Origin of the sequence: Plantactinospora soyae (assembly GCF_014874095.1) — a bacterium.
Taxonomy (GTDB): Bacteria; Actinomycetota; Actinomycetes; order Mycobacteriales; family Micromonosporaceae; genus Plantactinospora; species Plantactinospora soyae.
The window spans coordinates 414495-440062 of sequence record NZ_JADBEB010000001.1 but is presented as its reverse complement, the minus strand read 5'-3'; the positions used below and the strand labels follow the sequence as shown (position 1 = coordinate 440062).

Below are 25568 nucleotides of genomic sequence, written 5' to 3'. Positions count from 1 at the left end.
TCCTTCGGGGGTACGGGCAGTACGGCCTGGCGCCGCCGGCTCAATCGATGATCTTGAGGCTGACCGCGGCGTTGCTGGTTCTGCCGTCCTGGGTGAGCCGGTAGATGAACACGTCGGTCCTGCCATGGACCGGGTTCGGGGTGTAGATGATGGTCCGGTTGGTGGTGACCTTGACCGTGCCCCACCGGGGCGGTGCCCAGATGGTGACCTTCGCCCGGTCGGTGGCGTAGTCGTTGGCGAGCACCTGGATGCCGGTCGCCTTGACCCCGCTGACGGTGGGGTAGTCCCGGATCGCGACGGGCGATCTGACGAAGGTCCCGTTGCCGACACTGATGAAGGTGGTGATCATGCCGGTGACCTGGTTATAGGTGGTCACGTCGGGAAGCCCGTCGTGGTTGGTGTCGATTACGTCGACAGTCCAACTCGTCAAGCCGTCCAGGTCGTGCTGCAGGTTGACCTGGCTGCCGTCGTCGAGCACCACGACCACGCCGCTGAAGTAGCCGCCGCACCCTTCGATGTACGCGATCACGACATCCATCGCCGCGTTGCCGTTGAAGTTGGCGAGGTGGGGTGTGAGCGGTCCGGCACAGTACCGCACCGGACCGGGCACGAGCAGCCCGGTGCCGGTGTTCAGGTAGGTGGCGAACCCCTCACCCTGGTCGGTCCACTCGTAGATGTCCTGCCGCCGGTCACCGTTGAAGTCGGCGGTTCCGATGTAGCTGGGCTGGTAGATGGTGTCGAACCCGCGTGCGACCCGGAAGTTGTCGAGCACCAGCAGCGTGTATGTCATCGTGGTGGGCGGCCCGGCGTACCAGGCCACCGCGAGCTCGTCGGCGCCGTCCCCGTCGAGGTCGAGCCCCACCCCCATGTCCGGGCAGTTGGGCTCGGCGGCGGGTAGGAACAGGAAGCTGTACGCCTGCGGTTGGCCGAGGCCGCCGCCGGCCAGACCCAGCCTGACGACCACCCGGCAGGCGGTCCCGGTTCCCACGACGGCGCCGAGCTCGGCCCGGTCTGGCAGACCGTCCCCGTTCACATCAGCGACGATCGGCTCCCCGGGCCTGCCTGCCAGGGCGATCGACGATCCCAGGACCAGCACGCAGGCTGTGGCGGCGGCCGCCGCCACGGCGATTCCAGCGACACGTCTTCCCTTCACGGCCCGCTCCTCAGGCTCGTTGACCCCGGCGGGTTGGGCTATCCGGTCCACCGGATTCGGACGACCGCGCTGCTCCGACGAGTGCCCTCGGTCAGTTGGTAGGTGAACCCGTCGGTCAGGCCGTGGTTTGCCCGAGGGGTGTAGACGATTCGGCCGCCGCTGATGACCCGGGCGGTCCCGTACCTCGGTGGAACGGTGATGGTGACAACCGCCTGGCTGGTCGCCTGGTCGTTGGCCTTCACGTTGATGGTTATCGCCCTGGTGCCGGTGATCGAGACGGTGTCGTTGTTCGCCTTCGGCGACAGGACGAACCGCCCGCTGGCGGTGCCGATGAAGTAGTCGGTGATCCCGGTCAACCGGGACACCGTACGGATGTCCGGGATCCGGTCGCCGTTCGCATTTACCACCCGGGTTACCCAGGTGTCCAGGCCGTTCGGGTCGTGCTGCAACACCTGGGCCGCGCCGTCGTCCAGGACCACCGCCACCCCGCTGGTGAAGGCCGACAGGCAGCGCTCGAGGTAGCTGCTGACGACGTCCATCGCGCCGTCCAGGTCGAAGTCCCGCAGTGCGTACTCGACGGGCCGGGCACACCACTGCACCGGGCCGGCCGCCAGCGTGCCGTCGCCCAGGTTCAGGTAGGTCTCGATGCCCTGGCCCTGGTCGGTGACCGTGTAGACGTCCTGCCGTCCGTCAGCGTTGAAGTCGGCGGTGCCGATGAAGTAGGGCGAGAAGAGTGCCTGCACGAGGCCGAACGACGGCTGGAAGTTGTTGTTCAGGACCAGCAGGTTGTATTCGATGGTCGGCGGGGGCCCGGGAAACCAGCCCACCACCAGCTCCTGCTGGTGGTCGGTGTCCAGGTCGACGGCCACGCCCAACTCCGGGCACCGGGTGCCGAGCCCACTGCCGCCGGGGCGCAGGTAGACCGCGGCCACCGGGGGCGCATAGCCCCCTCCAGGACGGCCGTACTCGGTGATCACGGAGCAGAGGTCCGGCTGGACGATGCCGAGCGTCAGCCGGTCGACGGTGCCGTCGCCGTTCACGTCACCGAAGATCGGTTCGCCCCGGCCACCCGCCAGGACGGGGGAGGGCGCCATCAGCCCGGTGCCGCTCATCGCGGCCACGATCACCATCACGATCACGATGCTTGTCCGCTTGCGCCACATGGCGTCTCCTCGTGTTTCGAAGCGGCCCGGCGGACTTCAGGCCGGGAATCTGATGGTGACGTTCGCGCTGCTCCGCCTGCCCTCATCAACGAGTTGGTAGGTGAACCTGTCGGTGCGGCCGTGGGTCGGATTCGGCCGGTAGACCACTCGACGGTCGGAGAGCACCTGGGTGGTGCCGTACCGGGGCTGCACCGTGACGACCACTCGGGCGTCCCGGGTCGCGAAGTCGTTGGCCAGTACGTCGATCGCGATCGCCCGGCTGACGGCCAGTTGGACGCTGTCGGTGTTCGCCTTCGGGGCCCGGATCAGCAGTCCGGGGGCGTTGGTGGCGTCGTTGATGAAGGTCGAGACCGCCCCGGTGAGCTGGTTCGTGGTCCGCACGTCGGGGAACCGGTCAGCGTTGGCGTTGACCACCCGGGCTGTCCAGGTTGTCCGGCCGGTGAGGTCGATCTCCAGTTGCTGGATGCTGCCGTCCTCGCGGATCCGCACGACGCCGTTGCTGTTGTCGTCGCAGCCTCTGGTGTAGGCGACCAGGGTGCCGTCGGTGCCGTTGCGGGTCCAGTCGGCCAGTTGGACGGTCGGGGCGTCCTCCGAGCAGTAGTCGATCGGCCCGGGGCGCCAGGTGACGCCGTCCAGGGTGGTGAAGTTCTGCACCCCGCCCGTCCCGACCAGGTAGGGGCTGTACCGGCCGCCGGCGCTGAACCTGCCCTTGTCGATGAAGCTGGGCTGGACGATCTGGGATATATAGGTGGCGGCCGGGGTGAACGTCGGGGGTTGCAGCACCACCTGGCTGAAGGTCGCCGGGGGTGGTGGACCGGGCGTCCAACCGACCCAGAGTTCGTCGTTCGGGTCGGCGTCCAGGTTGATCGCCACGCCGATGTCGGGGCAGTCCGTGAAGACGGTGCCGCCGCCGGGCTTCGGATAGGTGTAGGCGATCGGGGGTACGAAGACGCCTGGCGCCGCGCCGAACGTGACGATCGTGGAGCACAGATTGGGTTCGACGACACCGAGGACGGCCGTGTCGAGGAATCCGTCGGCGTTGTAGTCGCCGTACAGCGAGTCGCCGCGGTAACCGGCCTGGGCCCCCGGCGCCACTGCGCCCACCGAGGCCATGGTGATCAGCACGACGGCTGCGGCACATCGCTTGTTCCACATCTCGGCCCCCAAGGGACGATTGGATCTGGCCATCTCGCTGGCCCTATTTGCGGACGCTAGACCTTTTTGGGGAGATCGGTCCGATCCTGACCGTGATCCGACAGCTACTTTTCGAAGTTATCGCAGGTCAAGGGGCGTGTTCGATCCACTTCTCGTGTGGGTAGATGGAGCGTTATGCCCGTCTAGATCCCGTATGCCCTATCTGGAGCTTTCATCCGTCGTATCCTGTTTGGGATGTTAGGGGTGGGAGTGTCTGTTGCGACTTCTGTTCGGTTTCGGTGCGGGCGCCGCCGCAGCGGCATCGAAACCGTGATGACGGCTGCACAAGACGCCCGCTGGCCAGGCGCGATCATCCGACGTGATCTTGTGAACTCGGGAGCTGGGTCAGCAGGCCGCCGCAGGTGGCGACGCGGCGTCGTGCACGGTGTCATCGTCTCGTTGCTGACGACGCTGGTGGCCGTCCTACACCCGGTCGTGGCATCAGCGGTCGGCACGACCCTGTTCGACCAGCCCTTCCACAACAACACGCCCGACGGTCTCGGCTCCGTGACCCTCCCGCCCCTCCCGACGGCCGGGACGAACGCCGCCTGCCTGACCGCAGCGGGCAACGCCGCCACGGGGCCGCTGCGCAGTTGCGCGGGGGCCACCGATCCACAGGGCACGGGCAAGCTGCGCCTCACGGACACCGCTGCCGGCAAGACCGGCGGTGTCTTCGGTGCGGCGAGCGTCCCCACCTCGATGGGCCTGGACGTCACGTTCAACCTCTACCAGTGGGGCAGCGCCACCTTCGGCGCGGACGGGATGGCCTTCGCCCTGGCTGCGGTCGACCCCGCCAATCCGACCGCGCCGGCCCCCCTCGGCCAGTCCGGTGGCGACCTGGGGTACTCGGGCACCAGAAGCCTGAACGGCCTCGCGAACGGGTACCTGGGCATCGGGTTCGACGTGTACGGGAACTACAGCACCAGCACGTACCAGGGCAGTGGCTGCGTCGATCCGCCGTTCATCTCGTCCGGTGCCAGGATCCCCGGCCAGGTGGTCGTCCGGGGACCGGGCCGGGGCACGGTCGGGTACTGCGGGCTGAACAGCACCGCCACCAACGCCTCCTCACCGGTGGTCCCGTTACGGGCCGCCACCCGCGCGGCGTCGGTCGTACCGGTCGAGGTGGTCATCAACCCGACGACGTCGTCCTTCACCACTGCCTCCGGGCTGGTGGTCGCGGCCGGCCGGTATCTGGTGCGGTTCACGCCCGTCGGCCAGGCCGCGCGAAGCCTGGAAGGTCCACTACCCGCGGTCGCCCCCGGTCTGTACCCCTCGGCGACCTGGTTGAACAGCAACGGGGTGCCGCGCCAGCTCGCCTTCGGCTGGGTGGGCTCCACCGGGTCGGTCGTGGACAACCACGAGGTCGACAACGTCAGGGTGGTCACCTTCAACCCGGTGCCGGACCTGAACGTGACACAGACCAGCTACACCGGTCCGACGCCGCAGCCCGGTGATCCGGTGACCTATTCGGTAGTCGCGGGAGTGGACGCCGGGGCCGACGAGACCGCCCCGGTGTCGGTGACCGAGACGCTACCGACCGGGGTGGTGCCGGTCGGCGCGTTCGGGTCGGGTTGGACCTGCGCGGCACCGGTCGGGCAGCGGATCACGTGTACCAACAGCAACGCCCCGTTCTCGAACGGATCCACCCTGACCCCGATCACGGTGGTCGGCATCGTCACCGGCACCGGCGTGACCCCCGCCCTCATCCAGACCGGCTCGACGGCGACCGCGTCCTCGATCGATGCCAACCCCGGCATCTCCACAACGACGGTCATCGGGACGGTCCCGGCCACGCCCAGCGGGATCACCGTCACCCCGGCGTCGAGCACAATCGCCGGAGGCATCCCCGTGACAGTGGGGGGCACCAACCTCGCCGGCGCCACCGCCATCGAGATCGGGACCACGGCCGAGCAGCGGGCCGGAACGCCCGTGACGCTGCTGCCGTGCCAGTCCGGGCCGGCGGCCGGTTGTTTCACCGTCAACGGCGACGGGACCCTCGCCATCTCCTCGATGCCTGCCCGCGGCAGCGCTGCCACGGTGACCGTCACCGTCGTCACCCGGGGCGTCGCCGCCGCCGCCAACTATGTCTACACCGACCGCCCGGCCACCCCGGTGGCCCCCACCGCGACCGCCGGCCTGTCCAGCGCCACCGTCAGCTGGACGGCGCCGTCGAGCAACGGCAGCCCGATCACCGGCTACATCATCACGCCCACCAGGAACGGGGTGGCCCAGACCCCGATCTCGTACGACGCCTCCACCACCACCCGTACGCTCACCGGCCTGACCGTCGGCGCCTCCTACACCTTCACGGTCGCGGCGGTGAACGCCATCGGCACCGGTTCGGCCAGTCCCGCCTCGAACGCGGTGGTGCCGTTCGTGCTGCCCGGCACGCCGACGATCACCGCGGCGAGTGCGGGGGACTCGTCGGCCACGCTGACCTGGACCGCGCCCAGCAACGGCGGCAGCCCGATCCTCTCGTACGTGGTCACCCCGTACGTCGGGGGCGTGGCGCAGACGCCGCAGACCTTCACCGGCACCGGAACCACCCGTACGGTGACCGGGCTGACCCCCGGCATCACGTACACCTTCACGGTGGCGGCGACGAACGCCGGTGGGACCGGATCACCGTCGGCCCAGTCCACGCCGGTGATCCCGAACGTCTCGCCCACGCTGTCGAACCCGGCACCGCCGCTCGGCGAGGTGGGCGCGGCGTACAGTGTCCCGCTCACGGTCAACGGCGGCACCGCGCCGTTCGTCTGGTCGATCAGTGCCGGGACCCTGCCGGCCGGAGTGACCCTCAACGCCGGCACCGGGCTACTTTCCGGCACCCCGACCACCGCGGGAACCTTCGCGTTCACCGTCCAGGTGCTCGACGCCAGCGGCGAGTCCGCCACCCAGGCGCTGACTGTGGTCATCGCGCCGGCGCCGACGCTGACCTTTCCGGCGCCACCACAGGGCCAGGTCGGCATCGGCTACAGCATCCCGCTCACCGTGACCGGCGGCACCGCGCCGTTCACCTGGTCGATCACCGCAGGCAGCCTCCCGCCGGGTCTGACCCTCAACACGGGTACCGGGCAGCTCTCCGGTACCCCGACGCTGGCCGGCAACTACTCCTTCACCGTTCGGGTGGTGGACTCGTTCGCGCAGAGCGCCACCCGGACGGTCGCGCTCGGGATCACCGCCTCACCCACGCTGAGCTTCCCGCCGCCACCCCCGGGCCAGGTGGGCGTCCCCTACAGCGTTCCGCTGACCGTCACCGGGGGCACCGCGCCGTTCGTCTGGTCGGTCTCCGTAGGCAGTCTGCCGCCGGGGCTGACCCTCGACGCCGGCACCGGGCTGCTCTCCGGCACACCGACCACGGCAGGCACTTACCCCTTCACCGTACGGGTGGTCGACGCCGCCGGTCAGGAGGCGACCGAGGCCGTCAACCTGGTGATCGCGGCCGGACCGCTGATCGTGACGAAGAGCGCTGACCTCTCCAGCGTGGCCGCCGGGCAGACCGTGCACTACTCGATCACGGTCAACAACACCTCGTCGGTGGCGTTCACCGGCGTCGCGCTGACCGATCCGCTCGCTGCTGTCCTGGACGACGCGGCCTACAACGGCGACGCGACGACGACCTCCGGAGCGGTGTCGTTCGCCGGCTCGACCCTGAGCTGGACGGGTGATCTCGCCGCCGGCGCGGTCGCGACCATCACCTACTCGGTCACCGTCAACGGCACGGTCACCGGAAACCAGCTTCTGACCAACACGGTCACCTCCGCGACGTTGGGCACCAACTGCGCGTCGGGCAGCCTGGACATCCGGTGTACGACGACCGTGCCGATCGCCGCCCTGGCCTTCGTGAAGACGGCGGACGCGGCCACCGCGACGCCCGGTGACGTGGTGCGTTACACCGTCACCGTGACCAACACCGGTCAGGCGGCGTACACCGGGGCGGGTTTCACCGACGCGCTGACCAGCGTGCTGGATGATGCGACGTACAACGTCGACGCGACGGCGACAGCCGGGACGCTCTCCTTCACCTCGCCCAATCTCGTCTGGAGCGGCAATCTTGCCGTCGGCGCGAGCGTGACCGTCAGCTATTCGGTGACCGTCCGGAGCCCCGACCCCGGCAACCGGACCATGACGAACACGGTGGTCTCCACCACCCTGGGCAACAACTGTCCATCCGGTGGCACCGACGTCCGCTGCACTGCCGTGGTCACCGTTCTGGTGCCGGGACTGGTCCTGACCAACGTGGCGAGTACGTCAACCGCGACCCCGGGCTCGACGGTGGGTTACACGGTGACCGTCACGAACACCGGGCAGACCGCGTACACCGGAATCAGCGTGACCACTGCCCTGTTGGAGGTGCTCGACGGAGCGGTCTGGAACGGCGATGCGACCACCAGCAGTGGCGTGCTCAGCTTCACCAGTTCGACGCTGACCTGGACTGGAAACGTCGCGGTCGGTGGCACGGTCACGATCACCTTCAGCGTGACACTGAATGATCCGGCCGGTGATGATCGGGTCCTGACCAGCGTGGTCTCGTCCACAGCCGTCGGCAACAACTGCGCCGGCGGCAGCACCGATCCGCGGTGCACCGCGACGGTGACCATCGTCATTCCCGGGTTGACGCTGGTCAAGACGGCGAACACGCCGAGCACGACGCCCGGGAACGTGGTGGCCTACCAGATCGTGGTGACCAACACCGGCCAGTCGGCCTACGTCGGGGCGACCTTCACCGACTCGCTGGCCGGAGTGCTCGACGACGCCGTCTACGACGCCAACGCCAGCGCCACCTCCGGAGTGGTCAGCTACAGCAGCCCGACCCTCTCCTGGACCGGCAACCTCGCCGTGGGTGCGACCGCGACCATCACGTACTCGGTCACGGTCGCCGTTCCCGATAGTGGGGACCGGTCGCTGACCAACACTGTGGTGTCCCCGACGGTGGGTGCCAACTGTGCGACGGGCAGCACCGACCTCCGGTGTACGGCAGTGGTCGGCGTGCTGCTGCCCGGACTGACCATCAGCAACACCCCGAGCGCGTCCACCACGACGCCGGGCGGCACCGTCAGTTACACGATCACGATCGCGAACACCGGAGAGAGCGCCTATCCGGCGGCGACCGTCACCGAGTCGCTGACCGATGTGCTCGACGACGCCACCTACAACGGGGATGCGACGGCGGACAGCGGCACGGTCGGCGTCGCCAGCTCGGTGCTGACCTGGACCGGCGCGCTGGCAGCCGGCGCGACCGCCACCGTCCGGTTCTCCGTGACGGTGCTGAATCCCAACCCTGGTTCGCAGCTGCTGACCTCGACGGTCACCTCGACGGCGGCCAACAACAACTGCCCGACCGGCGGGACCGACCCGGCGTGTACGGCCACCGTCACGGTGCTGACCCCGGGCCTGGCGATCGAGAAGACCGCCGACACGGCCACCACGACGCCGGGCGGCACGGTGACCTACACGATCACCGTGACGAACAGCGGCCAGACCGCGTACGTCGGCGCGAACTTCACCGACTCCCTGGCCAATGCGCTGAACGACGCCACCTACAACAACGACGCGGTCGCATCGGCCGGCAGCGTGTCGTATGCGGCTCCGGTGCTGAGCTGGGTCGGTAACCTGGCCGTCGGCGCCACCGTGTCGGTCACCTACTCGATGACGATTCTGAACCCGGACCCCGGCGACAAGTTGTTGAGCAACACCGTGGTCTCCACCACCCCCGGCAACAACTGTCCGGCCGGCGGAACCGACCCGCGTTGCTCGGCGACGGTCCAGGTCCTGGTGCCGGGCCTGGTGATCGCGGTGACGTCCGGCGTCGCCAGCACGGCGCCGGGCGCCGTGGTCGGCTACACCGTCACCATCACCAACTCCGGCCAGACCGCGTATCCGAGTTTGAGTGTCACCGACGCGCTCGCCGGGGTGCTCGACGACGCCACCTACAACAACGACGTGTCGGCCTCCGCCGGCTCGGCCAGCTTCACCAGCCCCAACCTGAGCTGGACCGGTCCGTTGGCGCTCGGGGCCACGGTGACGATCACCTATTCGGTGACGGTGGACGACCCGGTCGGGGGCGACCTGATCCTGACCAACCAGGTCGTCTCGGCAGCCGCCGGCAGCAACTGTCCGGCCGGCGGCAGCGACACCCGGTGCGTGGTAGCCGTGCCGGTGGCCAGGCTGGAGATCGTCACCACGGCGGACGCGGCCACGGTGACGCCGGGTGGCGTGCTCCGGTTCGACACGACCTACACCAACACTGGTCAGGTCCCCTACACCGGCATCAGCGTGGCCTTCGATGGGTCGGAAATGATCGACGAGGTCATCGGAAACGGGGACCAGACCGCGTCGTCGGGCATCCTGACCATCGGATCCACCGGCTCGCTCTGGACTGGTGACATCCCCGTCGGCGGGACGGTCAACCTGAGCGGCAGCGTCACCGTTGTCGATCCGTACACAGGTGACGGCCTGCTCACGGGCTCGTCGGTTTCGACGGTGCCGGGCAACAACTGCCCATCCGGCAGCGCGGACCCGCAGTGCTCGATCAGCGTCGCGGTGCTTATCCCGGGACTCGGCATCACCACCGTCGCGGACACCTCGGCCGCCGCCCCCGGTCAGATCGTCGGCTACACCGTGACGATGACCAACTCGGGGACGTCGCCGTACTCGGCCATCAGCGTCACCAACGAGCTGGCGGGGGTGTTGGACGACGCGACCTACAACGCCGACGCGGTGGCCAGCGCCGGTTCGGTCGGCTTCGCCGGCACCACGCTGACCTGGACCGGCAGCCTGGCGGTCGGCGCGGTGGCGACGATCGACTACACCGTCACCGTCCGGGACCCCGATCCCGGCGACAAGACCATGATCAGTACGGTCAGCTCCACCGCGGTCGGTAGTTCCTGCTCGGCGGCGGGTCAGGCGGTCGGCTGCACCTCCACCGTGGCGGTCCTGACACCCGGGTTGACCATCGTCTCCACGGCCGACTCAACGGCGGTGACGCCGGGCAGCACCCTGACCTACACGGTGACCATCACCAACTCCGGCCAGCTCGACTACACCGCGATCAGCGTCGCGGACGATCTCAGCGAGGTCATCGACGACGCGACGTTCAACGACGACACGGTGGTCACCGGCGGTGGCACGGCGAGCTACACCGCGCCGGTGCTCACCTGGAGCGGCGACCTGGCGGTCGGCGCGACCGTCACGCTCGTCTTCACCGTGACCATTGACAACCCCGTCGAGGGAGACTCGTCACTGGTCAGCACGATCACCTCGGGCGCCGCCCTCAACAACTGTCCGGTGGGCGGCACCGACCCCCGGTGCGTCGTCACCGTCGCGGTCGTCGGTGAAACCACGCTCTCGTACACCAAGACCGCTGATGTGGCGTCCACCGTCGCCGGCTCGGTGGTGACGTACACGATCGTCGTCGAGAACTCCGGCGGCATCCCGTACCTGGGCGCGGAACTCAACGACGATCTGGCCGACGTCCTCAGCGATGCCAGCTACAACAACGACGCCTCGTCGAACGGCGGTGGCACCTTCAGCTACGACGAGCCGCTGCTGGAGTGGACGGGTGACCTCCCGGCGAACGGTTCGGTCGTGCTCACCTACAGCGTGACGGTGGACGCCCTCGCCGGTAACGCCGTGCTGGTCAACACCGTGGAATCCGGCTCCCTGGACAGCAACTGCTCCGACGAGAGCACAGATCTGCGGTGCACCGCGACGGTGACCGTTTCGGCACTGACCATCGCCAACACCGCCGACCGCGCCAATGTCACCCCCGGTGGCGTGGTCCGCTTCACGACCACCATGGTCAACGGCGGCAGTACCCCGTTCTTCGGGGTCAGTGTCGCGTTCGGCGGCAGCGACATGATCGACGACGCCGACCCCATCCACGACGAGGTCTCCTCGGGAACCATCGCGATCACCCCCGCCGGTCTGGTCTGGACCGGGGACATTCCGGTGGGCGCGACGATCACGGTCGCCAGCGACTTCCGGGTGAAGAACCCGGATCCGGGAAACAAGGTGCTCTCCAGCACGGCCAGCTCGACGATCCCGGGCAACAACTGCCCGACCGGCGGAACCGATCCACGGTGTACCGCGAGCGTGGACGTCCTGCTACCGGCGATGAGCATCGTCAAGACCGCCGACAGGCCGACCACGGTCCCTGGCGGCACGGTCAACTACACCATCACGATCAGCAACACCGGCACCGCGCCGTACCTGGGAGCGGTGGTCGCCGACGACATGGCCGGTGCGCTGGACGACGCGACCTATGTCGACGGAACCGCCACCGCCACGACCGGCTCGCTGTCCTTCGGGGCGTCGACGCTGACCTGGACCGGGGACCTCGGGGTGGGGGCGAGCGCCGTCATCACCTACCCGATGACCGTGCTGACGCCGGACCCGGGCGACAAGTTGCTGGCGAACCGGGTCTCGTCGGCCGAGGTCGGCAACAGTTGCCCGCCGGCCAGTCCCAACCCCGGCTGCGGTCTGACGGTGGCCGTACTCACGCCGGCCCTGAGCATCGGCATCACCGCCGGCGCCGTCAGCACGACCGCCGGCGGCACGGTGACCTACACCGTCAACATGGTCAACACCGGGCAGACCGCACAGTCCGGTGTCGCCGTGACGAACGCGCTGGCCGGCCTCCTGGACGACGCGACCTACAACGGCGACGCGACCCCGAGTGTCGGCGTCGTCGTGCTGACCGGCACGGACCTGGTCTGGACGGGATCCCTCGCGCCCGGATCATCGGCGACGATCACCTACTCGGTCACCGTCAACACCCCGGACGCGGGCAACCACCTCCTGACCAGCACGGTCAGCTCCACGGCCGCCGGCAACACCTGTGCCGCCGGCAACACCAACCCCGCCTGTACGGCCGTCGTGACGGTGTCGGAACTGACCATCGCGAACTCGGCCAACGCCCCCACCACGGTGCCGGGGGCGCAGATCCAGTTCAGCACCCGGGTGGAGAACACCGGCGCGACGCCGTACACCGACATCGTCATCGACGCCAGCTTCGCCGGGGCAGTCGACGACGGCACCTACAACGGCGATGCCACGGCCAGCGTGGGCACCCTGGCCCTCATCCCGGGCATCGCCTCGATCCGCTGGACCGGCAACCTCGGGGTCGGCGAGGTTCTCGTCGTCACCGGATCGTTCACGGTGAACAATCCGGTTACCGGTAACAGGATCATGACCTCGGTGGTCAGTTCGGCCGTACCCGGTAACAACTGCCCGGCGGGCGGTACCGATCCGGCGTGCACCGCCACGGTCACCGTCCTCGTCCCGGCCCTGGCGGTGCTCAAGACCGCGGACACCGCCACCGTGGTGCCGGGCGGCACCGTCGGCTACACGATCACGGTCACCAACACCGGCGAGACCCCGTACACCGGCGCCACCGTCGCCGACAGCCTCGCCGGCCTGCTGCTGGACGCGACCTACAACGGTGACGCCGATGCCGATGTCGGCGTGGTCTCCTACGCCGACCCGGTGATCACCTGGACCGGTGACCTGGCGATCGGGGCGACGGCCACCATCAGCTACACGGTCACCGCCGACGATCCGCAGACCGGCGGTCGGGTCCTCAGTAACGTCGTCACCTCCAGCACGCCGGGCAGCAACTGCCCGGCCGGTGGCAGCGACCCCGACTGTGCGGCGACCGTCAGCGTGCTGCTGCCGGCACTGAGCATCGCGAAGCATGCCGACTCGGCCACCACCACGCCGGGCAGCACCCTCGGGTACACCATCACCGTCACCAACAGCGGTCAGACCCCGTACACCGGGGCCAGCCTGACCGACGACCTCACCGAGGTACTCGACGACGCCAGCTACCAGACGGCCGCCGCGACCGTGGGCGTCGTGTCGTACACCGATCCGGTGCTGACCTGGACCGGAGACCTCGAGGTGGGCGCCTCGGCCGTGATCACCTATTCGGTCGCGATCGACAGTCCCGCCACCGGCGACCAGATCCTGACCAACGCGGTCAGCTCCACCACCGTGGGCGGCAACTGCCCACCCGCCGGCACGGACCCGGCCTGTGCCGTCACCGTCACCGTGCTCATCCCGGCGCTCTCGATCACCAACGTGGCCGACGTGACCACCGCCGTCCCGGGGCAGGTGATCCGGCGTACCGGCACCATCACCAATATCGGCCCGACCGCCTACACCGGAATCCAGATCAACAGCAGCCTGCTGGGCATCATCGACGACGCGCGGCCCAACGGCGACCAGGTCGCCAGCTCCGGCACCCTCAGCGTGGTCGGCCCCAACGTGACCTGGACCGGTGACATCCCGGTCGGCGGAGTCGTCACCATCACCGGCACGGTGACCGTCAACAATCCGGACCTCGGCGACCGGGTCATCACCAACACCGTCACCACCACCGCACCGGGCAGCAACTGCCCGCCCGCCTCGCCGGGACCGGCCTGCACGTTGACCGTCAACGTGCTCGTTCCCGGGCTCACCATCGTGAAGACCGCCGACAGTCCGAACACCACCCCGGGCGACACCGTCACCTACACCGTCACCGCGACGAACACCGGCGAGACGCCGTACGTCGACACCACCGTCACCGACTCGCTCAGTGGGCTGCTCGCGAACGCCACCTACAACGCCGACGCCACCGCCGCCACCGGCACGCTGCTGTACACGGCACCCAACCTGGTCTGGCGCGGTGACCTGCCGGTCGGTGCCGCCGTCGAGATCTCCTACACCGTGACGGTCAACGGTGCGCAGACCGGTGGACGGATTCTCAACAACGTCGTCACCTCCGCCGCCCAGGGCAGCAACTGCCCGGTGGGCGGCACCGATCCGCGTTGCGCCGCCACGGTGGCGATCCTCATTCCCGGGCTGAGCATCGCCAAGACCGCCGACACCGTCACGGCCGCGGTCGGGGACCAGGTCACCTACACGGTCACGGTGGCCAACACCGGGCAGACGCCGTACACCGGGGCGACGTTCGACGACCTGCTCAGCGAGGTCCTGGACGAAGCCGACTTCAACGACGACGCCGAGGCGACCGTCGGTACGGTCAGCTACGACGCCCCGGTGCTGACCTGGACCGGAGACCTACCGGTCGGGGTCACGGCTGTCATCACCTACTCGGTCACGGTCGACTTCCCGGCATCCGGCGACACGACCCTCGTCAACACCGTCACCTCCGACACCGTGGGCGCCAACTGCCCCGGTGGCCCGGCGTGCGAGGTGACGGTCAACGTCCTCGTCCCGGAGCTGATCATCACCAAGACCGCCAACACCGCCGAGGTGGTGGCCGGCGGGGTCGTCCAGTACAGCGTCCTGATCACGAACGCCGGCCAGACGCCGTACACCGGCGCCACGGTGACCGACTCGCTCGCCGGGGTGCTCGACGACGCCAGTTACAACGCCGACGCCACGACCACCACCGGCACGGTGAGCTACGCCGCGTCCAACCTGACCTGGACCGGCGACCTGGTCGTCGGCGCGACCGCCGCGATCGTCTACACCGTCACCGTCAACCAACCCGTCACCGGCGACGGGTTGGTTGTCAACAGCGTCAGCTCCAGCGTGCTCGGCAACAACTGCCCGGCCGGCAACGACGATCTGCGGTGTGTCACCGAGACCTCCGTGGTGGGGCAGTTCCTCACCCTGACCTCGCTGATACCCGGATTCGCCATCGGGGTTCATCCCGACTCCGTGATCGTCGTGGAAGACGCGGTCACCATGACGGTCACCACGAACAGCCCTACCGGCTATGTGGTGGCGGTCCAGGCGCTGGTGCCCGCTTTCGTGCCGGCCGATCCCGACAACCCCTACACCATTCCGATCGAGAACCTACGGGTACGGGGGAGCGGCACCCAGGTCTTCCAGCCCCTGTCGGCGGTGACCCCGGTCATCGTGCACCGTCAGTCGACGCCATCCGCGCCCGGAGGAGACGCGATCAGCAGCGACTACCAGGCCGTCATTCCAATGTCCACCGTTGCCGACTCGTACTCCGCGACGTTGGAGTACGTGGCAATCACCCAGTAGCCGTCATAAGGAGCATCATGCCAAGCATCGCTGTCCTTGCGACCGCGCTCGTCGCCTGGGCGATCGCGGCGCCGGTAGCCGCAATGTCGCCGCCCAAAGGTGAGGTGGCACCGAAACCTTCGGCGACGGCCGACGCGAAACAGCCACTGCTCAGCATCGCGGTGGACAACGGCCGGACCGCCGTCGCGGCGGGCGACGAACTGACGTACAAGGTCAGGGTCCGCAATCTCGGCACCACCGAGACCAGATCGCTCCAGATCTCCCAGAGCCTGCCCGCCGGCCTGACCCTCGTCTCCGCCGACCGGGACGGTACCGCCCGCGCCGGCAGCGTCACCTGGTCGGTCAACCTGAAGGCGGGCAAGGAATCCACCCTCACCACCGTCGCCCGGGTCGGCCAGACCCCCGACGAGGTGCTTCGACTGGCCACCGTGGCCTGCGCAACCGTGAAGGGGGGCGCCAAGCCGCTGGTCTGCGCGACGCACTCCGACCTCCTCCCGGCGGGTGCCGCCGTCACCCGCGTCGACCGGTCCGGCTCCGACGGAATCTGGTATGGCATCGCCGCAGGGGCACTGGCCGTCGTCGGCGGGCTGGCCGCGATCGTCGTCATCGCCCGGCGTCGGCGCCGGCGCCGGCTGGAGCACCGGGAGGTGCCCGCGCCCCGCTCCGACCCGGCCGAGCCCGTCGCCAGCGCGCTCAGCGTCGACTGATGCGCACCAGGGTGGCGCGGATCGTCCTCCCGGTCATGCTCACGCTGGCATCGGCCGCCCCGGCGTCAGGCCAACCGTCGGAGCCTTCGGACTTCGCGCTGACGGTCAGCCCGACCCGGGTGATCGTGCCAGCGGACCAGATCGAACGGCCGAGGCAGTTCACGGTTACCAACCATGGTCGGGCCCCGATCGACATCCTCGTCCGAAAGGCGAGCTTCACGGCCGGACGCGACGGAGAACTCCGGTTCCGGCCCGACGCGCCCCACTCGGCCGTCGAGTGGGTCACCGCGCGGCCGGACAGTTTCCGGCTGGAAGGCGGAGCGGCCCGGCAGGTGAGCCTGCACATCGCCCTGCCGGCCACTGCCGAACCCGGCGAGCACCAGGTCGCGATGATCTTCTCGGTGCCGCCCCGGCCCGGTGGGGCCGGCGTCGGCGTGCGTCGGAGCGTCGGCGCACCGGTGTACGTCACGGTGCCCGGCCAGGCCGTCGAGTCGGTCGACGTCACCGGCCTTCGCGCGCCGGGTTTCGCCGTGAACGGTCCGCTCGCCCTCACGGCGACGGTACGCAATGCGGGCACCGTGCGCCGCGAGTTCGTCGGGGACGGCAGGCTTCAGGCCCAGGTTGCGGGGGAAACTGTCCCGTTTCCCGATTTCACCCTGTTACGGGGCGCCGACCGAGAGATCAGCACCCGGTGGGCCGATCCTCCGCTGTTCTGCGTCTGCCGGGTCACCGTCGCGGCGGCCGGCCCGGACGGGGTGACCCGGGAGGCGACGGCCACGATCGTCATCCTGCCGGTGCGCCTGATCGGGTCCGGAGTGGCACTCGTCCTCGTGCTGCTGCTGGGCTGGCTACTGCTCCGGCGCCGGATGCGGAGCCGCCCGTACCCTTGCTGACGTGAGTCCGCGTCGCAACCGCCCGCGCCCCGACGACGCCGCCCCAGTGGATGGCGACCGGGTGCGTCGTGGCGTCGAATCCGTGCAGAGCTGGCGGGACGGGGAGTGGCAGGTACGGGCCATCCCGGGCGGCGCGGCGACCAAGACGTACCGCTGCCCCGGCTGTGCGCACGAGATCCGCCCGGGGGTGGCCCACCTGGTGGCCTGGCCCGCCGACGGCCGGGGGGATCTGACGGATCGTCGGCACTGGCACACCGGCTGCTGGCGGGCCCGTGACCGGCGCGGCCCGGCGGTGGAGCGTTCGCGCAACGCACCCCGCTACGGCTGACATCTCAGCGAGTTATCTGCCAGATATGCCCGATTGTCCCGGTGAACCTGGTTGGCCGGGACATCTTCCTGCCGGCGGGCCGGAGGTCCCGACGGCACGCCATTCAGGGATCTTCGTCACGGTGTCCCCGGCCCGGCCAACAAGATCCGCCGTTCCAGGGAAGACTGGACCGGTGAGCCCCGCCATCCGCGCCTCCAGCATCCTGCCCGGTCGCCGCGAGGACATCGAGCTGCACACCGCCGACGGCCTGCGCCTGGTTGGCGAGCTGGCGCTGCCGGCCGACCGGGACCCGGTAGCCACCCTGGTCTGCCTGCACCCATTGCCCACCCACGGCGGGATGATGGACAGCCACGTGTTCCGCAAGGCGGCCTGGCGGCTGCCCGCGCTGGCCGACCTCGCGGTGCTGCGGTTCAACACCAGGGGCACCAGCAGCGTGCGCGGCACCAGCGAGGGGACCTTCGACGCCGGCAACGCCGAACGGTTCGACGTGGCGGCGGCCATCGAGTACGTCGAGTTCGCCGAACTGCCGAACATCTGGCTGCTCGGCTGGTCCTTCGGCACCGACCTGACGCTGCGGCACGGCTGCGATCCAGGAATCGTCGGGGCGATCCTGCTCTCCCCGCCGCTTCGCACCACGTCCGATGACGACCTGGCCCGGTGGGCCGAGTCCGGCAAGCCACTGACCGCGCTGGTACCCGAGTTCGACGACTACCTTCGGCCCGACGAGGCCCGCCGCCGGTTCGCGGCCGTGCCGCAGGCAGAGGTGGTCGGGGTACCCGATGCCAAGCACCTCTGGGTCGGCGACGCCGAGACCGTACTCGACGAGGTGGTCCGGCGGGTCAATCCGGCAGCGCCGGTACCGCTGCCGTCCACCTGGGACGGTCCGATGGAGACCGGCGACGCCAGCGCGTACGCCGATCGGACGGTGGCTGCCTTCGCAGACCTGCCGACGCCTGGATCGACCCCGGGCGGGCCCGCCGACGCGGGCTGACCACCGCGCCACCTGCTCTTTACGATGCGGTGGGTCGGACTCCGTTCACAGCGGTGCGGCGGGCTGGCCGCCGGGCGGTGGGACCGGCTCGGTGACCTGCACCGGGGCGAGTTCGGCAGCCGGAGGCCAGCCGGTCAGCCAGGCGTGCCGTTGCCGCCACACCTCCCGCCAGTAGCCGGCCCGGCCGCTCAGCCGGGCGGCCACAGCGCGGATCGCGATGCCGATCAGCAGCAGCGCCCGACCCGCCGCCGCCCGGGACCGGGACCAGCGCAGCCGGAGGAAGGTCACCTGACCCCGCAGCAGCATGACCCGCTTGCCGGCACTGGTCGACGCGGCACCGCCCACATGCACCACCCGGGCCGTCGGCACCAGCATCGGACTGGCGCCGATCGCGGTGGCCCGCAGGCAGAGGTCGAGATCCTCGTTGTACATGAAGTAGTCCGGGGTGAAGCCGTCGAGCTGGGCGAAGAGCGAGCGCCGGACCAGCAGCAGGCAGCCGGACGCGGCGGGCACCCGTACCGGCGTCGACCGGTCCAACCAGGGCAGCGCCTCCCGGTTGAACACCCGCGACCGGGGAAACAGCTTGGACAACCCGGTGGCGAAGCAGGTAAAGGTCCACAGCGAGGGCGGCCCGAACACCGAGTGGCCGTCGTCGGTGCCATCGACCCCGAGGGTACGACCGGCGTAGATGCCGTGACCCGGATGGGCGCGGGTGAACTCCAGCAACTCCCCGATGACGTTGCCGACCGGCTCGGTGTCCGGGTTCAGCAACAGCAGCCAGTCGCCCCGGGCCTGGGCCGCGCCGACGTTGACGGCCCGGCCGAAGCCGACGTTGTCGGCCAGCCGGACGACCCGGGCCTCCGGAAACTCCGCCGCCACCGCCGCCGCCGAGCCGTCCTTCGAGGCGTTGTCGACCACGATCACCTCGTACGGCTCGGCCGGGCAGGCCTTCCGCAGGGTGGCCAGGGCGGTCAGGATCAACTCGCGGGTCTCGTAGGACACCACGACCACGCTCACCACCGGATTCACGGCGCCACTCCCGTCGTCCGGCTGGACTCGTCCCGTCCCCACTGGCCACGGGCGGCCGGCCGCCGGGCCGCCGTCGCGGCCAGTACGGTCAGTGCGGCGTAACAGATCCCGGCGGGGATCAGCCACGGCCGGGGCAGCACGACGTCGACCAGCCAGGACGTCCGGCGGGCCCGCCGGACCTGCTCGTCGGTGGCGCGCAGGGTGGCGTTGCCGGCCCGGACCCGGCCGAGTCGGCGCAGCAGGTCGGCGGTCCGCCGTGGCGTGGCCACCAGCGTCGACACCTCGGTCACCTCCCGTTTCTCGGCTTCCCCGAAGAGCGAGTCGAGGAAGAGATCGTCGGCGATGACGTCCGGGAACGGCCCGAACCGCCGCCGGCCCGCCTCGGCGAGCGCGATGGCACCCCGACCGAACAGGGCGTTGCGGTAGGCCGGGTGCCGGCCGTTGATCGCGTAGTAGGCGCGTACCAGCAGGGGACGTCCGGTGGTGTCCAGCCGGCGGCGCGGCGCGGCGGCCAGCACACCCGGCCCGGAGAGCGCGGCGGCGAGGGCGCGGGCGCCGGTCGTGCTCAGCTCGATGTCGGCGTCGAGGTAGATCCGGGGAAAGCCCCGCGCCGCCCGGTCACCCGCGTTGAGCGCGGCCGGCTTCGACGGCGCGGCCAGTTCCAGCACGGTGACCCCGGGCACCGAGCCGGCCACCTCCGCGGTCGTGTCGGTACAGCCGTTGGCCACCACGACCACCTCGAACTCGCCCGGTTCGGCGTCGGCCAACAGCGTCCGCAGGGTCCGGCCGAGCAGCGCCGCCTCGTTGTGCGCGGCGACGACCACGCTGGTCACCACGGTGCCCGCCCGGTCAACGCGAGCCGGATCCGCCGGGTGGCGTTGCGTCGGCGCAGCCGCCAGCCCTGATATTCCCGCAGGTCCAACGGGGCCGCCTGGACCACCCGGGCCGAGTGCCGCATCTGGGCCGTCCACTCCGCGACGGTGGTCACCCCGGTACGGCGGGCCGAGAGCGGCCGGCGGGCCATGAAGTCCGCGTCGGTGCGGTAGATGGTGTGCGGGCTGCGCGGGTCGTCCATGTGGTCCTCGGGCAGGAACGGGTGGTACCAGCCGTTCACCCAGCCGAGCCGGGCCGCGCGCAGGCACCAGGCGGTGAAGGTCTCCCCTCCGGTGAGCGGACCGACCTGGTCCAGGGTCTCGCGCCGGAGCAGGTACCCGCTGCCCTGCACCCAGTGGTTTCGGAACAGGCGGTGTCCGCCGGAATAGTCGGCCAGCTTGGCCGTGACCAGGTCGTCGTCGACGTCCTCGTCGGGAAAGCGCCAGGTGCCGATCACACCGAACTCCGGTACGTCCCGGTGCGCCCGGCGCAGGATCCTCAGCCAGTCCGGATCGGGCAGGCAGTCGTCGTCCACCTTGCTCAGGTAACTCCCGGTCGCGAGCTGCCACAGCCAGTTGGTGGGCTCGGTCAGTCCCGCGTTGGTCGGGCTGTGCCGGAACCGGTGCACCCGTGGGTGCTGGCGGAACTCCTCGACCGCGTCCAGGGTCGGCTGGTCGGTGCCGTTGTGCCAGAGCCAGACCCTCGCCTCCGCAGGGCAGGTACGGAGCAGGTGGGGCAGCGACAACCGGACGTACTCCGGTCGGTCGTACGTGATCATGAGGATGTCGATGCCGCCGTCGCCGGTCATCCGACCGTCCACCTCCGCTCGGTCATGCCGTCCTCCCGCTCCGCCCGGTCACGATGACGCCGCCTCGCTCCGCCCCGTCACGACGTCTCCGCCCCGGTCACGACGTCTCCGCCCCGGTCACGACGTCTCCGCCCCGTCATGACGTCTCCGCCATGGCCCGCCCGGATTCGTCGGTCGGCCGGCCAGGCCGGCCCGACTCGATCCGGTTGGTGCGTTCCGCCCTGGTGAGCCGCCACAGCGCCCCGGTCAGGCCGAGCAGGACGTGCACCGTGATGAAGAACGTCGTGAAGTACATCGAGTCGAAGGTGAAGCCGGAGACCCCGGCGACACCGATCGCCACCGCGAGCACCGACGCGAGGTCCCGGTCCCGCTCCGTCGGGGCGAACCGGCGGATCCGCCCCGCGACCACGACACCGGAGAGGAAGAAGGCGGCGAGCCCGACCACCCCGATGATGCCGCCCTGGACCAGGGTGGTCAGCCACTGGTTGTCGAGGAGCTGGTACAGCTCGGGCAGGAAGGTGCCGATGCCACGCCCCAGCCACGGACGTTCCTGGATGAACGGCGTGACGTAGTCGTAGTCCTCCACCCGGGCCTGCACGCTCGGATCGTTCTCCCCGGCCAGCAGCAGCGACTTGATCGCGGCCAGCAGACCCGGGCGGACGACCTGGATCAACGCGGTGAGAAAGCAGCCGACCACCAGCACGTTGAAGGTGGTACGCAGCGGCCAGACCAGGATGAACAACAGGATGGCGGCGCCCAGGGCGAGTACGCCGGTCCGGGACAGCGAGATCGGGATGACCCCGGCCTGGAACATCGCCAGCGCCCCGTAGATCTGTCGGTCCCGCCGGGTCGTCGAGAACCGGGCGAAGTGGATCGCCACCACCAGCCCGATCACCATCAGCACGCTGAACTCGATGTAGTGCCCGGCGGTGCCGGCGACCCGGACCAGCCCGTCCCCGCCCCGGTCGCGGAACCCGACGACCTCCTTGTGGAAGGTCAGCAACGGGGGCAGCTTCATGTACGTCGTCAGGTCGATCCGGAACATGAACTGGGTCAGCGCGACGAAGGCCATGAACGAGCAGCCCCAGCAGAACCACCGGAGCACCTTGTCGACGCGTTCCCGGGTCAGTACCCCGTCCGCCGCGGCGAGCAGGATCCCGGCACCGGCCAGCGCCATCAGCAGGGTCCGTTCGGCGCCGTTCGCCTCCAGCGGTGGCATGCCCCGACCCTGCCCGGCGACGTACGACAGGAAGAGGCTGACCAGGTAGATCGCCATCGCCCAGCGCATCGGCTGCTGTCCCCGGGTGAGCAGGGTGGGGTGCAGCCGACTCAGCGCCCACCAGACCAGCAGCCCGAACCCCACCATCAGCCCCGGCTTGCCCAGGTCACTGAGCGGCGGAAAGACCAGCCGGAAGGGGAGCAGGTAGGCGAGCATGATCGACGCGATGACCGCGGCCGTCGCATCCGGGAAGTGGCGTACGGCGGGGGCGATGCCGTCGTACACCGTGTCGGACCGCCGCGCGGATAGGTAGGTCGGCACGTCGCTCGTCTCGTCCGTGCGCCGTCAGCCGGCGCTCGTGGGGTTCCCGGTGATCATTGGGACGAATCGTCGGCGGGGTTGCGGACGGTGGTCAGCAGGATGGTCTCGTCGGAATGCGGGCCGGGCCGGAGTTCCGGCCGGGCCGGGCCGCCGGGACCCGCCCGCTCGACGGTCCGGCCCGGGCCCCGATCCTCGGCGGTGTGCGGCCCGCCGTGCCCGTTGGCGGTGTGGCCGGCGTTCCGGTCGTTGCCCGGAGGCCCACCGTCGTGCTGCTCCGGCTCGGGCCCGGTGCCCTCGTCGCCGACGGAGTGCGCCCCGTGCCGATCGGGCGGGCCGAATCCGGCCCTGGCGCGGGCGGCGCTCATCGACAGGGGCTGGGTGGCGTCCCGGGCGGCTCCTCCGGCCGGTGGTGCCGACCGGGCGGCGGGCGCCGGGGCCACGGTGGGGGTCGCCGCGGGACGTGGCGCACCGACCATCGCCTGGCCGGCGTTCCCGTTCCAGGCCACCGGGGCGCGGCCGTCCCGCCGCTGCCCGAGCCGGGCGGTGGCGCGGCGCCGGGCCACCGCGTCGTAGACGACGGCCGACACGGCGGCCAGCAGCGCGCCGATGGCCGCGATCACTACCTGCGCCCGCAGCACGTTGGACCGGGACTGCACGATGTTCAGGCCGGGATCGAGCACCTCGGTGGTGATCTGTTCGCCCGGATTCGGCTCGTACTGTGCCTGCTGCCCGGCGACCTCGTCGTGGATCAACTGGGTCACCGCCTGCACGGTCTTCCGGGCGCTCTCCTCGTCCGCCGCCACGACGGCGACGGTCAGGATCGAGCTGCGGGTGACCAGCCCGACCTCGTAGTCGGGATCACCGCCGGCCGTGGCGATCTTCGTACGGGCGTCGTGCGCCGAGATCGAGATCTGCACCGCCTGGGCCATCGCGTTCTCACCGATCCGCAGCCAGGGGTTTCCCGGGCGCGGGGTGGCGTCGGGCTCCGGAGCCGCGGCCGAGGTGGTCGGCGGCACGAGCAGGATGGCGACCTCGGTCTTGTACTCCGGCTGGATCGCCAGGCCGAAGGCGAGCGCCGCACCGAGCGTCACGACGACGACCGGGGCCGAGACGTACCACCGCCGAAACATGAGCTTCAGCAGGTCGAGAAGGTCCATCGGACGGCCCCTTCGGATGCGCGGAAATGCTGAGGAAATGCGTCAGATTGGCAGGCGCGCGGCATCGGCCCCGTTACCCGATGAAACTTGGTTGTAGCCGTTCGGCGACGGGCGGAGCAATCGATCCCACAGTCGGATGTACGACTTCACCTGGTGATCCCAGGCGAGCTCATCGATGAAGCGCTGTCGACCCGTGACGCTCATCGCCGCCCTGGCATGCTCGTCGCTGAGCAACTGGTCGATGGCCTTGGCGAACTCGTCCGGGCTGCCGGTCAACACGTAGCTCGCGGCCGAGTCGGCGGTACGCCGGGTCTCCAGCAGGTCCACGGCGACGACCGGTACGCCCCGGGCCACGTACTCCACGGTCTTGGCCATGGTGTACATCTCGGCCATCCGGCTCGGCAGGTCCGGCTGGATCGCGATCGACGCCGAGCAGAGCAACTCGTCGACCTCGTCGGCCTCCAGCCAGCCGGTGAACCGTACGACGTCCTCGATCCCCCGCTGGATGGCCAGCCGGCGCAGCTCCGACATGCTCTCGCCGTCCCCGGCGACCACCAGCTCCCAGTCGTCGGTGCCGCGCAGCCCCACCAACCGCTCGGCGGCCAGTACGGCGGCCTCGACGTTGTCCTGCGGGTTGATCACGCCGACGTAGACGACCTTCTGTCGCGGGTCGCCGGAGCCGTTGCCGTTGCCGTTGCGGTTGTCGGAGCCGTTGCCGCTGCTGTTGCCGGAACCGTTGCTGTTGCCGGAGGCGTTGCCGTTGCCGGTGTCGGCCAGCGGTTCCGCCGGGGAGGGCCGGTCCCGGTGGACCTCGGCGAGCGCCGGGCCGTTGCGGACCACCACCACCTTGTCCGGGTGACATCCGCCCCGGTTCATCGCCAGCTCGCGGAACGACTCGTTGGTCGCGACCACGGCGGTGGCGCAGCGCCAGGAGAGCCGTTCGAACAGCCGGAGCATCCACAGCACACTCGTTCGGGGCTCGCCGGCCTTGCACTCGTACAGTTCCGGGCTGAGATCGTGGTGGTCGAAGACGAACGGCCGGCCCAGGGCCCGCATCAGCAGCCCGACCACCCAGAAGACGTCCGGCGGGTTGCACGCCTGCACGGCGTCCACCCGGGTACGGAGCATCAGGCCGAGCAGCCGGGCGGTCACGGCGATCAGTGCCCAGGCGAACTCGGCGGCGAAGGAGAGTACGCCCTTTCCGGCCAGCGGCTGGGGAAACGAGAGGATCGTGGTGGCCGTGGTGCCCGGCAGCACCGTCAGCGGCCTCGGGCCGCGTGGGCAGATCACCGAGGCCCGGTAGCCGGCTGCCTCCAGGGCCTGGCACTCCCGGATCACCCGGCGATCCCGCTCGGCCGGCAGATTGACCACCACGATGACCACATGAGGGCGTCGATCGGCCATCTCTAACTCCCATCCGCGCAGCTCGGACGACGTTTTCGATGGAGAGTCGCGGCGAATTGGAAATATCGCCGCGACCCAAAGGAAGCAAAGCTCACACACCGAGGTATCCCGCTACCGACCGGCGTCCTACAAAGACACTGCTCTACCAGCCCGGCGGGGGCAAGGACCGAAGAATGGCGGATGTGTCGACTTACTTACAAGGTAACGACCGATCGGACGATTGTTCCTTCGCTCATTCACCGGTGGGTCGGCGTCCGATGGGGGCGAATTCACTTATACAGGCGAGAGAGCGTTGCGATAGCTGTCGGGAGCGAACCGATTTATT

14 protein-coding genes are annotated in these 25568 nt (G+C 69.8%); 5 read left to right on the top strand and 9 right to left on the bottom strand.

The window, feature by feature from the left end; translation table 11 throughout:
- Positions 1–40 precede the first annotated feature (40 nt).
- The 3 genes from H4W31_RS44090 to H4W31_RS01885 are packed head-to-tail and all read right to left on the bottom strand — an operon-like array spanning position 41 to position 3471.
- Positions 41–1153 (bottom strand): Ig-like domain-containing protein, encoded by a 1113-nt coding sequence (locus tag H4W31_RS44090; protein WP_192765057.1) that lies wholly within the window; start codon positions 1151–1153, stop codon positions 41–43.
- Positions 1154–1191: 38 nt separating this feature from the next.
- Positions 1192–2316: an Ig-like domain-containing protein gene (locus tag H4W31_RS01890; RefSeq protein ID WP_192765056.1), complete on the bottom strand. Its 1125-nt coding sequence runs from the start codon at positions 2314–2316 to the stop codon at positions 1192–1194.
- Positions 2317–2352: 36 nt separating this feature from the next.
- On the bottom strand, positions 2353–3471 hold the full coding sequence (locus H4W31_RS01885) for an Ig-like domain-containing protein (RefSeq protein WP_192765055.1): 1119 nt from the start codon (positions 3469–3471) through the stop codon (positions 2353–2355).
- A gap of 417 nt (positions 3472–3888) precedes the next feature.
- Between H4W31_RS01885 and H4W31_RS01880 the strand changes: the two genes are divergently transcribed.
- From H4W31_RS01880 to H4W31_RS01860, 5 genes are all read left to right on the top strand, one after another.
- Positions 3889–15513, top strand: a complete 11625-nt coding sequence (locus H4W31_RS01880; RefSeq protein WP_192765054.1) for a DUF7927 domain-containing protein — start codon at positions 3889–3891, stop codon at positions 15511–15513.
- Positions 15514–15530: 17 nt separating this feature from the next.
- Complete coding sequence (locus H4W31_RS01875; RefSeq protein WP_192765053.1) at positions 15531–16220, top strand: DUF11 domain-containing protein; 690 nt, start codon at positions 15531–15533, stop codon at positions 16218–16220.
- Positions 16220–17113 carry a COG1361 family protein gene (locus H4W31_RS01870; RefSeq protein ID WP_192765052.1) on the top strand — a complete coding sequence of 298 codons (894 nt, stop codon included), beginning with the start codon at positions 16220–16222 and terminating at the stop codon, positions 17111–17113. Before H4W31_RS01875 ends, H4W31_RS01870 begins: the two co-directional genes overlap by 1 nt.
- Before the next feature lies 1 nt (position 17114).
- Positions 17115–17441 (top strand): hypothetical protein, encoded by a 327-nt coding sequence (locus H4W31_RS01865; RefSeq protein ID WP_192765051.1) that lies wholly within the window; start codon positions 17115–17117, stop codon positions 17439–17441.
- 172 nt (positions 17442–17613) lie between these two features.
- Positions 17614–18432, top strand: coding sequence for an alpha/beta hydrolase (locus H4W31_RS01860; protein WP_192765050.1), 819 nt, complete (start codon positions 17614–17616; stop codon positions 18430–18432).
- 45 nt (positions 18433–18477) lie between these two features.
- On the opposite strand, the gene H4W31_RS01855 is transcribed toward H4W31_RS01860, so the two are convergent.
- From H4W31_RS01855 to H4W31_RS42405, 6 genes are all read right to left on the bottom strand, one after another.
- Positions 18478–19461 carry a glycosyltransferase family 2 protein gene (locus H4W31_RS01855; RefSeq protein ID WP_192765049.1) on the bottom strand — a complete coding sequence of 328 codons (984 nt, stop codon included), beginning with the start codon at positions 19459–19461 and terminating at the stop codon, positions 18478–18480.
- Complete coding sequence (locus tag H4W31_RS01850) at positions 19458–20297, bottom strand: glycosyltransferase (RefSeq protein ID WP_318782978.1); 840 nt, start codon at positions 20295–20297, stop codon at positions 19458–19460. The genes H4W31_RS01855 and H4W31_RS01850 overlap by 4 nt, the downstream gene beginning before the upstream one ends.
- Positions 20291–21142 carry a glycosyltransferase family 2 protein gene (locus tag H4W31_RS01845; protein WP_192765048.1) on the bottom strand — a complete coding sequence of 284 codons (852 nt, stop codon included), beginning with the start codon at positions 21140–21142 and terminating at the stop codon, positions 20291–20293. Before H4W31_RS01845 ends, H4W31_RS01850 begins: the two co-directional genes overlap by 7 nt.
- Positions 21143–21278: 136 nt before the next feature.
- On the bottom strand, positions 21279–22682 hold the full coding sequence (locus H4W31_RS44085; RefSeq protein ID WP_192765047.1) for an O-antigen ligase family protein: 1404 nt from the start codon (positions 22680–22682) through the stop codon (positions 21279–21281).
- Between the two features lie 53 nt (positions 22683–22735).
- The gene (locus H4W31_RS01835; RefSeq protein WP_192765046.1) at positions 22736–23839 is read right to left on the bottom strand and encodes a hypothetical protein; all 1104 of its coding nucleotides are present in this window, start codon (positions 23837–23839) and stop codon (positions 22736–22738) included.
- Between the two features lie 42 nt (positions 23840–23881).
- Positions 23882–25243 (bottom strand): glycosyltransferase family 4 protein, encoded by a 1362-nt coding sequence (locus H4W31_RS42405; RefSeq protein WP_225945351.1) that lies wholly within the window; start codon positions 25241–25243, stop codon positions 23882–23884.
- Between the last annotated feature and the right edge of the window lie 325 nt (positions 25244–25568).

What these genes read in the sequence shown, in the direction of transcription:
- H4W31_RS01890 (WP_192765056.1), bottom strand. Translation starts at nt 2,316, where the DNA reads ATGTGGCGCAAGCGGACAAGCATCGTGATCGTGATGGTGATCGTGGCC.
- H4W31_RS01885 (WP_192765055.1), bottom strand. Translation starts at nt 3,471, where the DNA reads ATGTGGAACAAGCGATGTGCCGCAGCCGTCGTGCTGATCACCATGGCC.
- H4W31_RS42405 (WP_225945351.1), bottom strand. Translation starts at nt 25,243, where the DNA reads ATGGCCGATCGACGCCCTCATGTGGTCATCGTGGTGGTCAATCTGCCG.
- H4W31_RS01875 (WP_192765053.1), top strand. Translation starts at nt 15,531, where the DNA reads ATGCCAAGCATCGCTGTCCTTGCGACCGCGCTCGTCGCCTGGGCGATC.
- H4W31_RS01845 (WP_192765048.1), bottom strand. Translation starts at nt 21,142, where the DNA reads ATGACCGGCGACGGCGGCATCGACATCCTCATGATCACGTACGACCGA.
- H4W31_RS01835 (WP_192765046.1), bottom strand. Translation starts at nt 23,839, where the DNA reads ATGGACCTTCTCGACCTGCTGAAGCTCATGTTTCGGCGGTGGTACGTC.
- H4W31_RS01870 (WP_192765052.1), top strand. Translation starts at nt 16,220, where the DNA reads ATGCGCACCAGGGTGGCGCGGATCGTCCTCCCGGTCATGCTCACGCTG.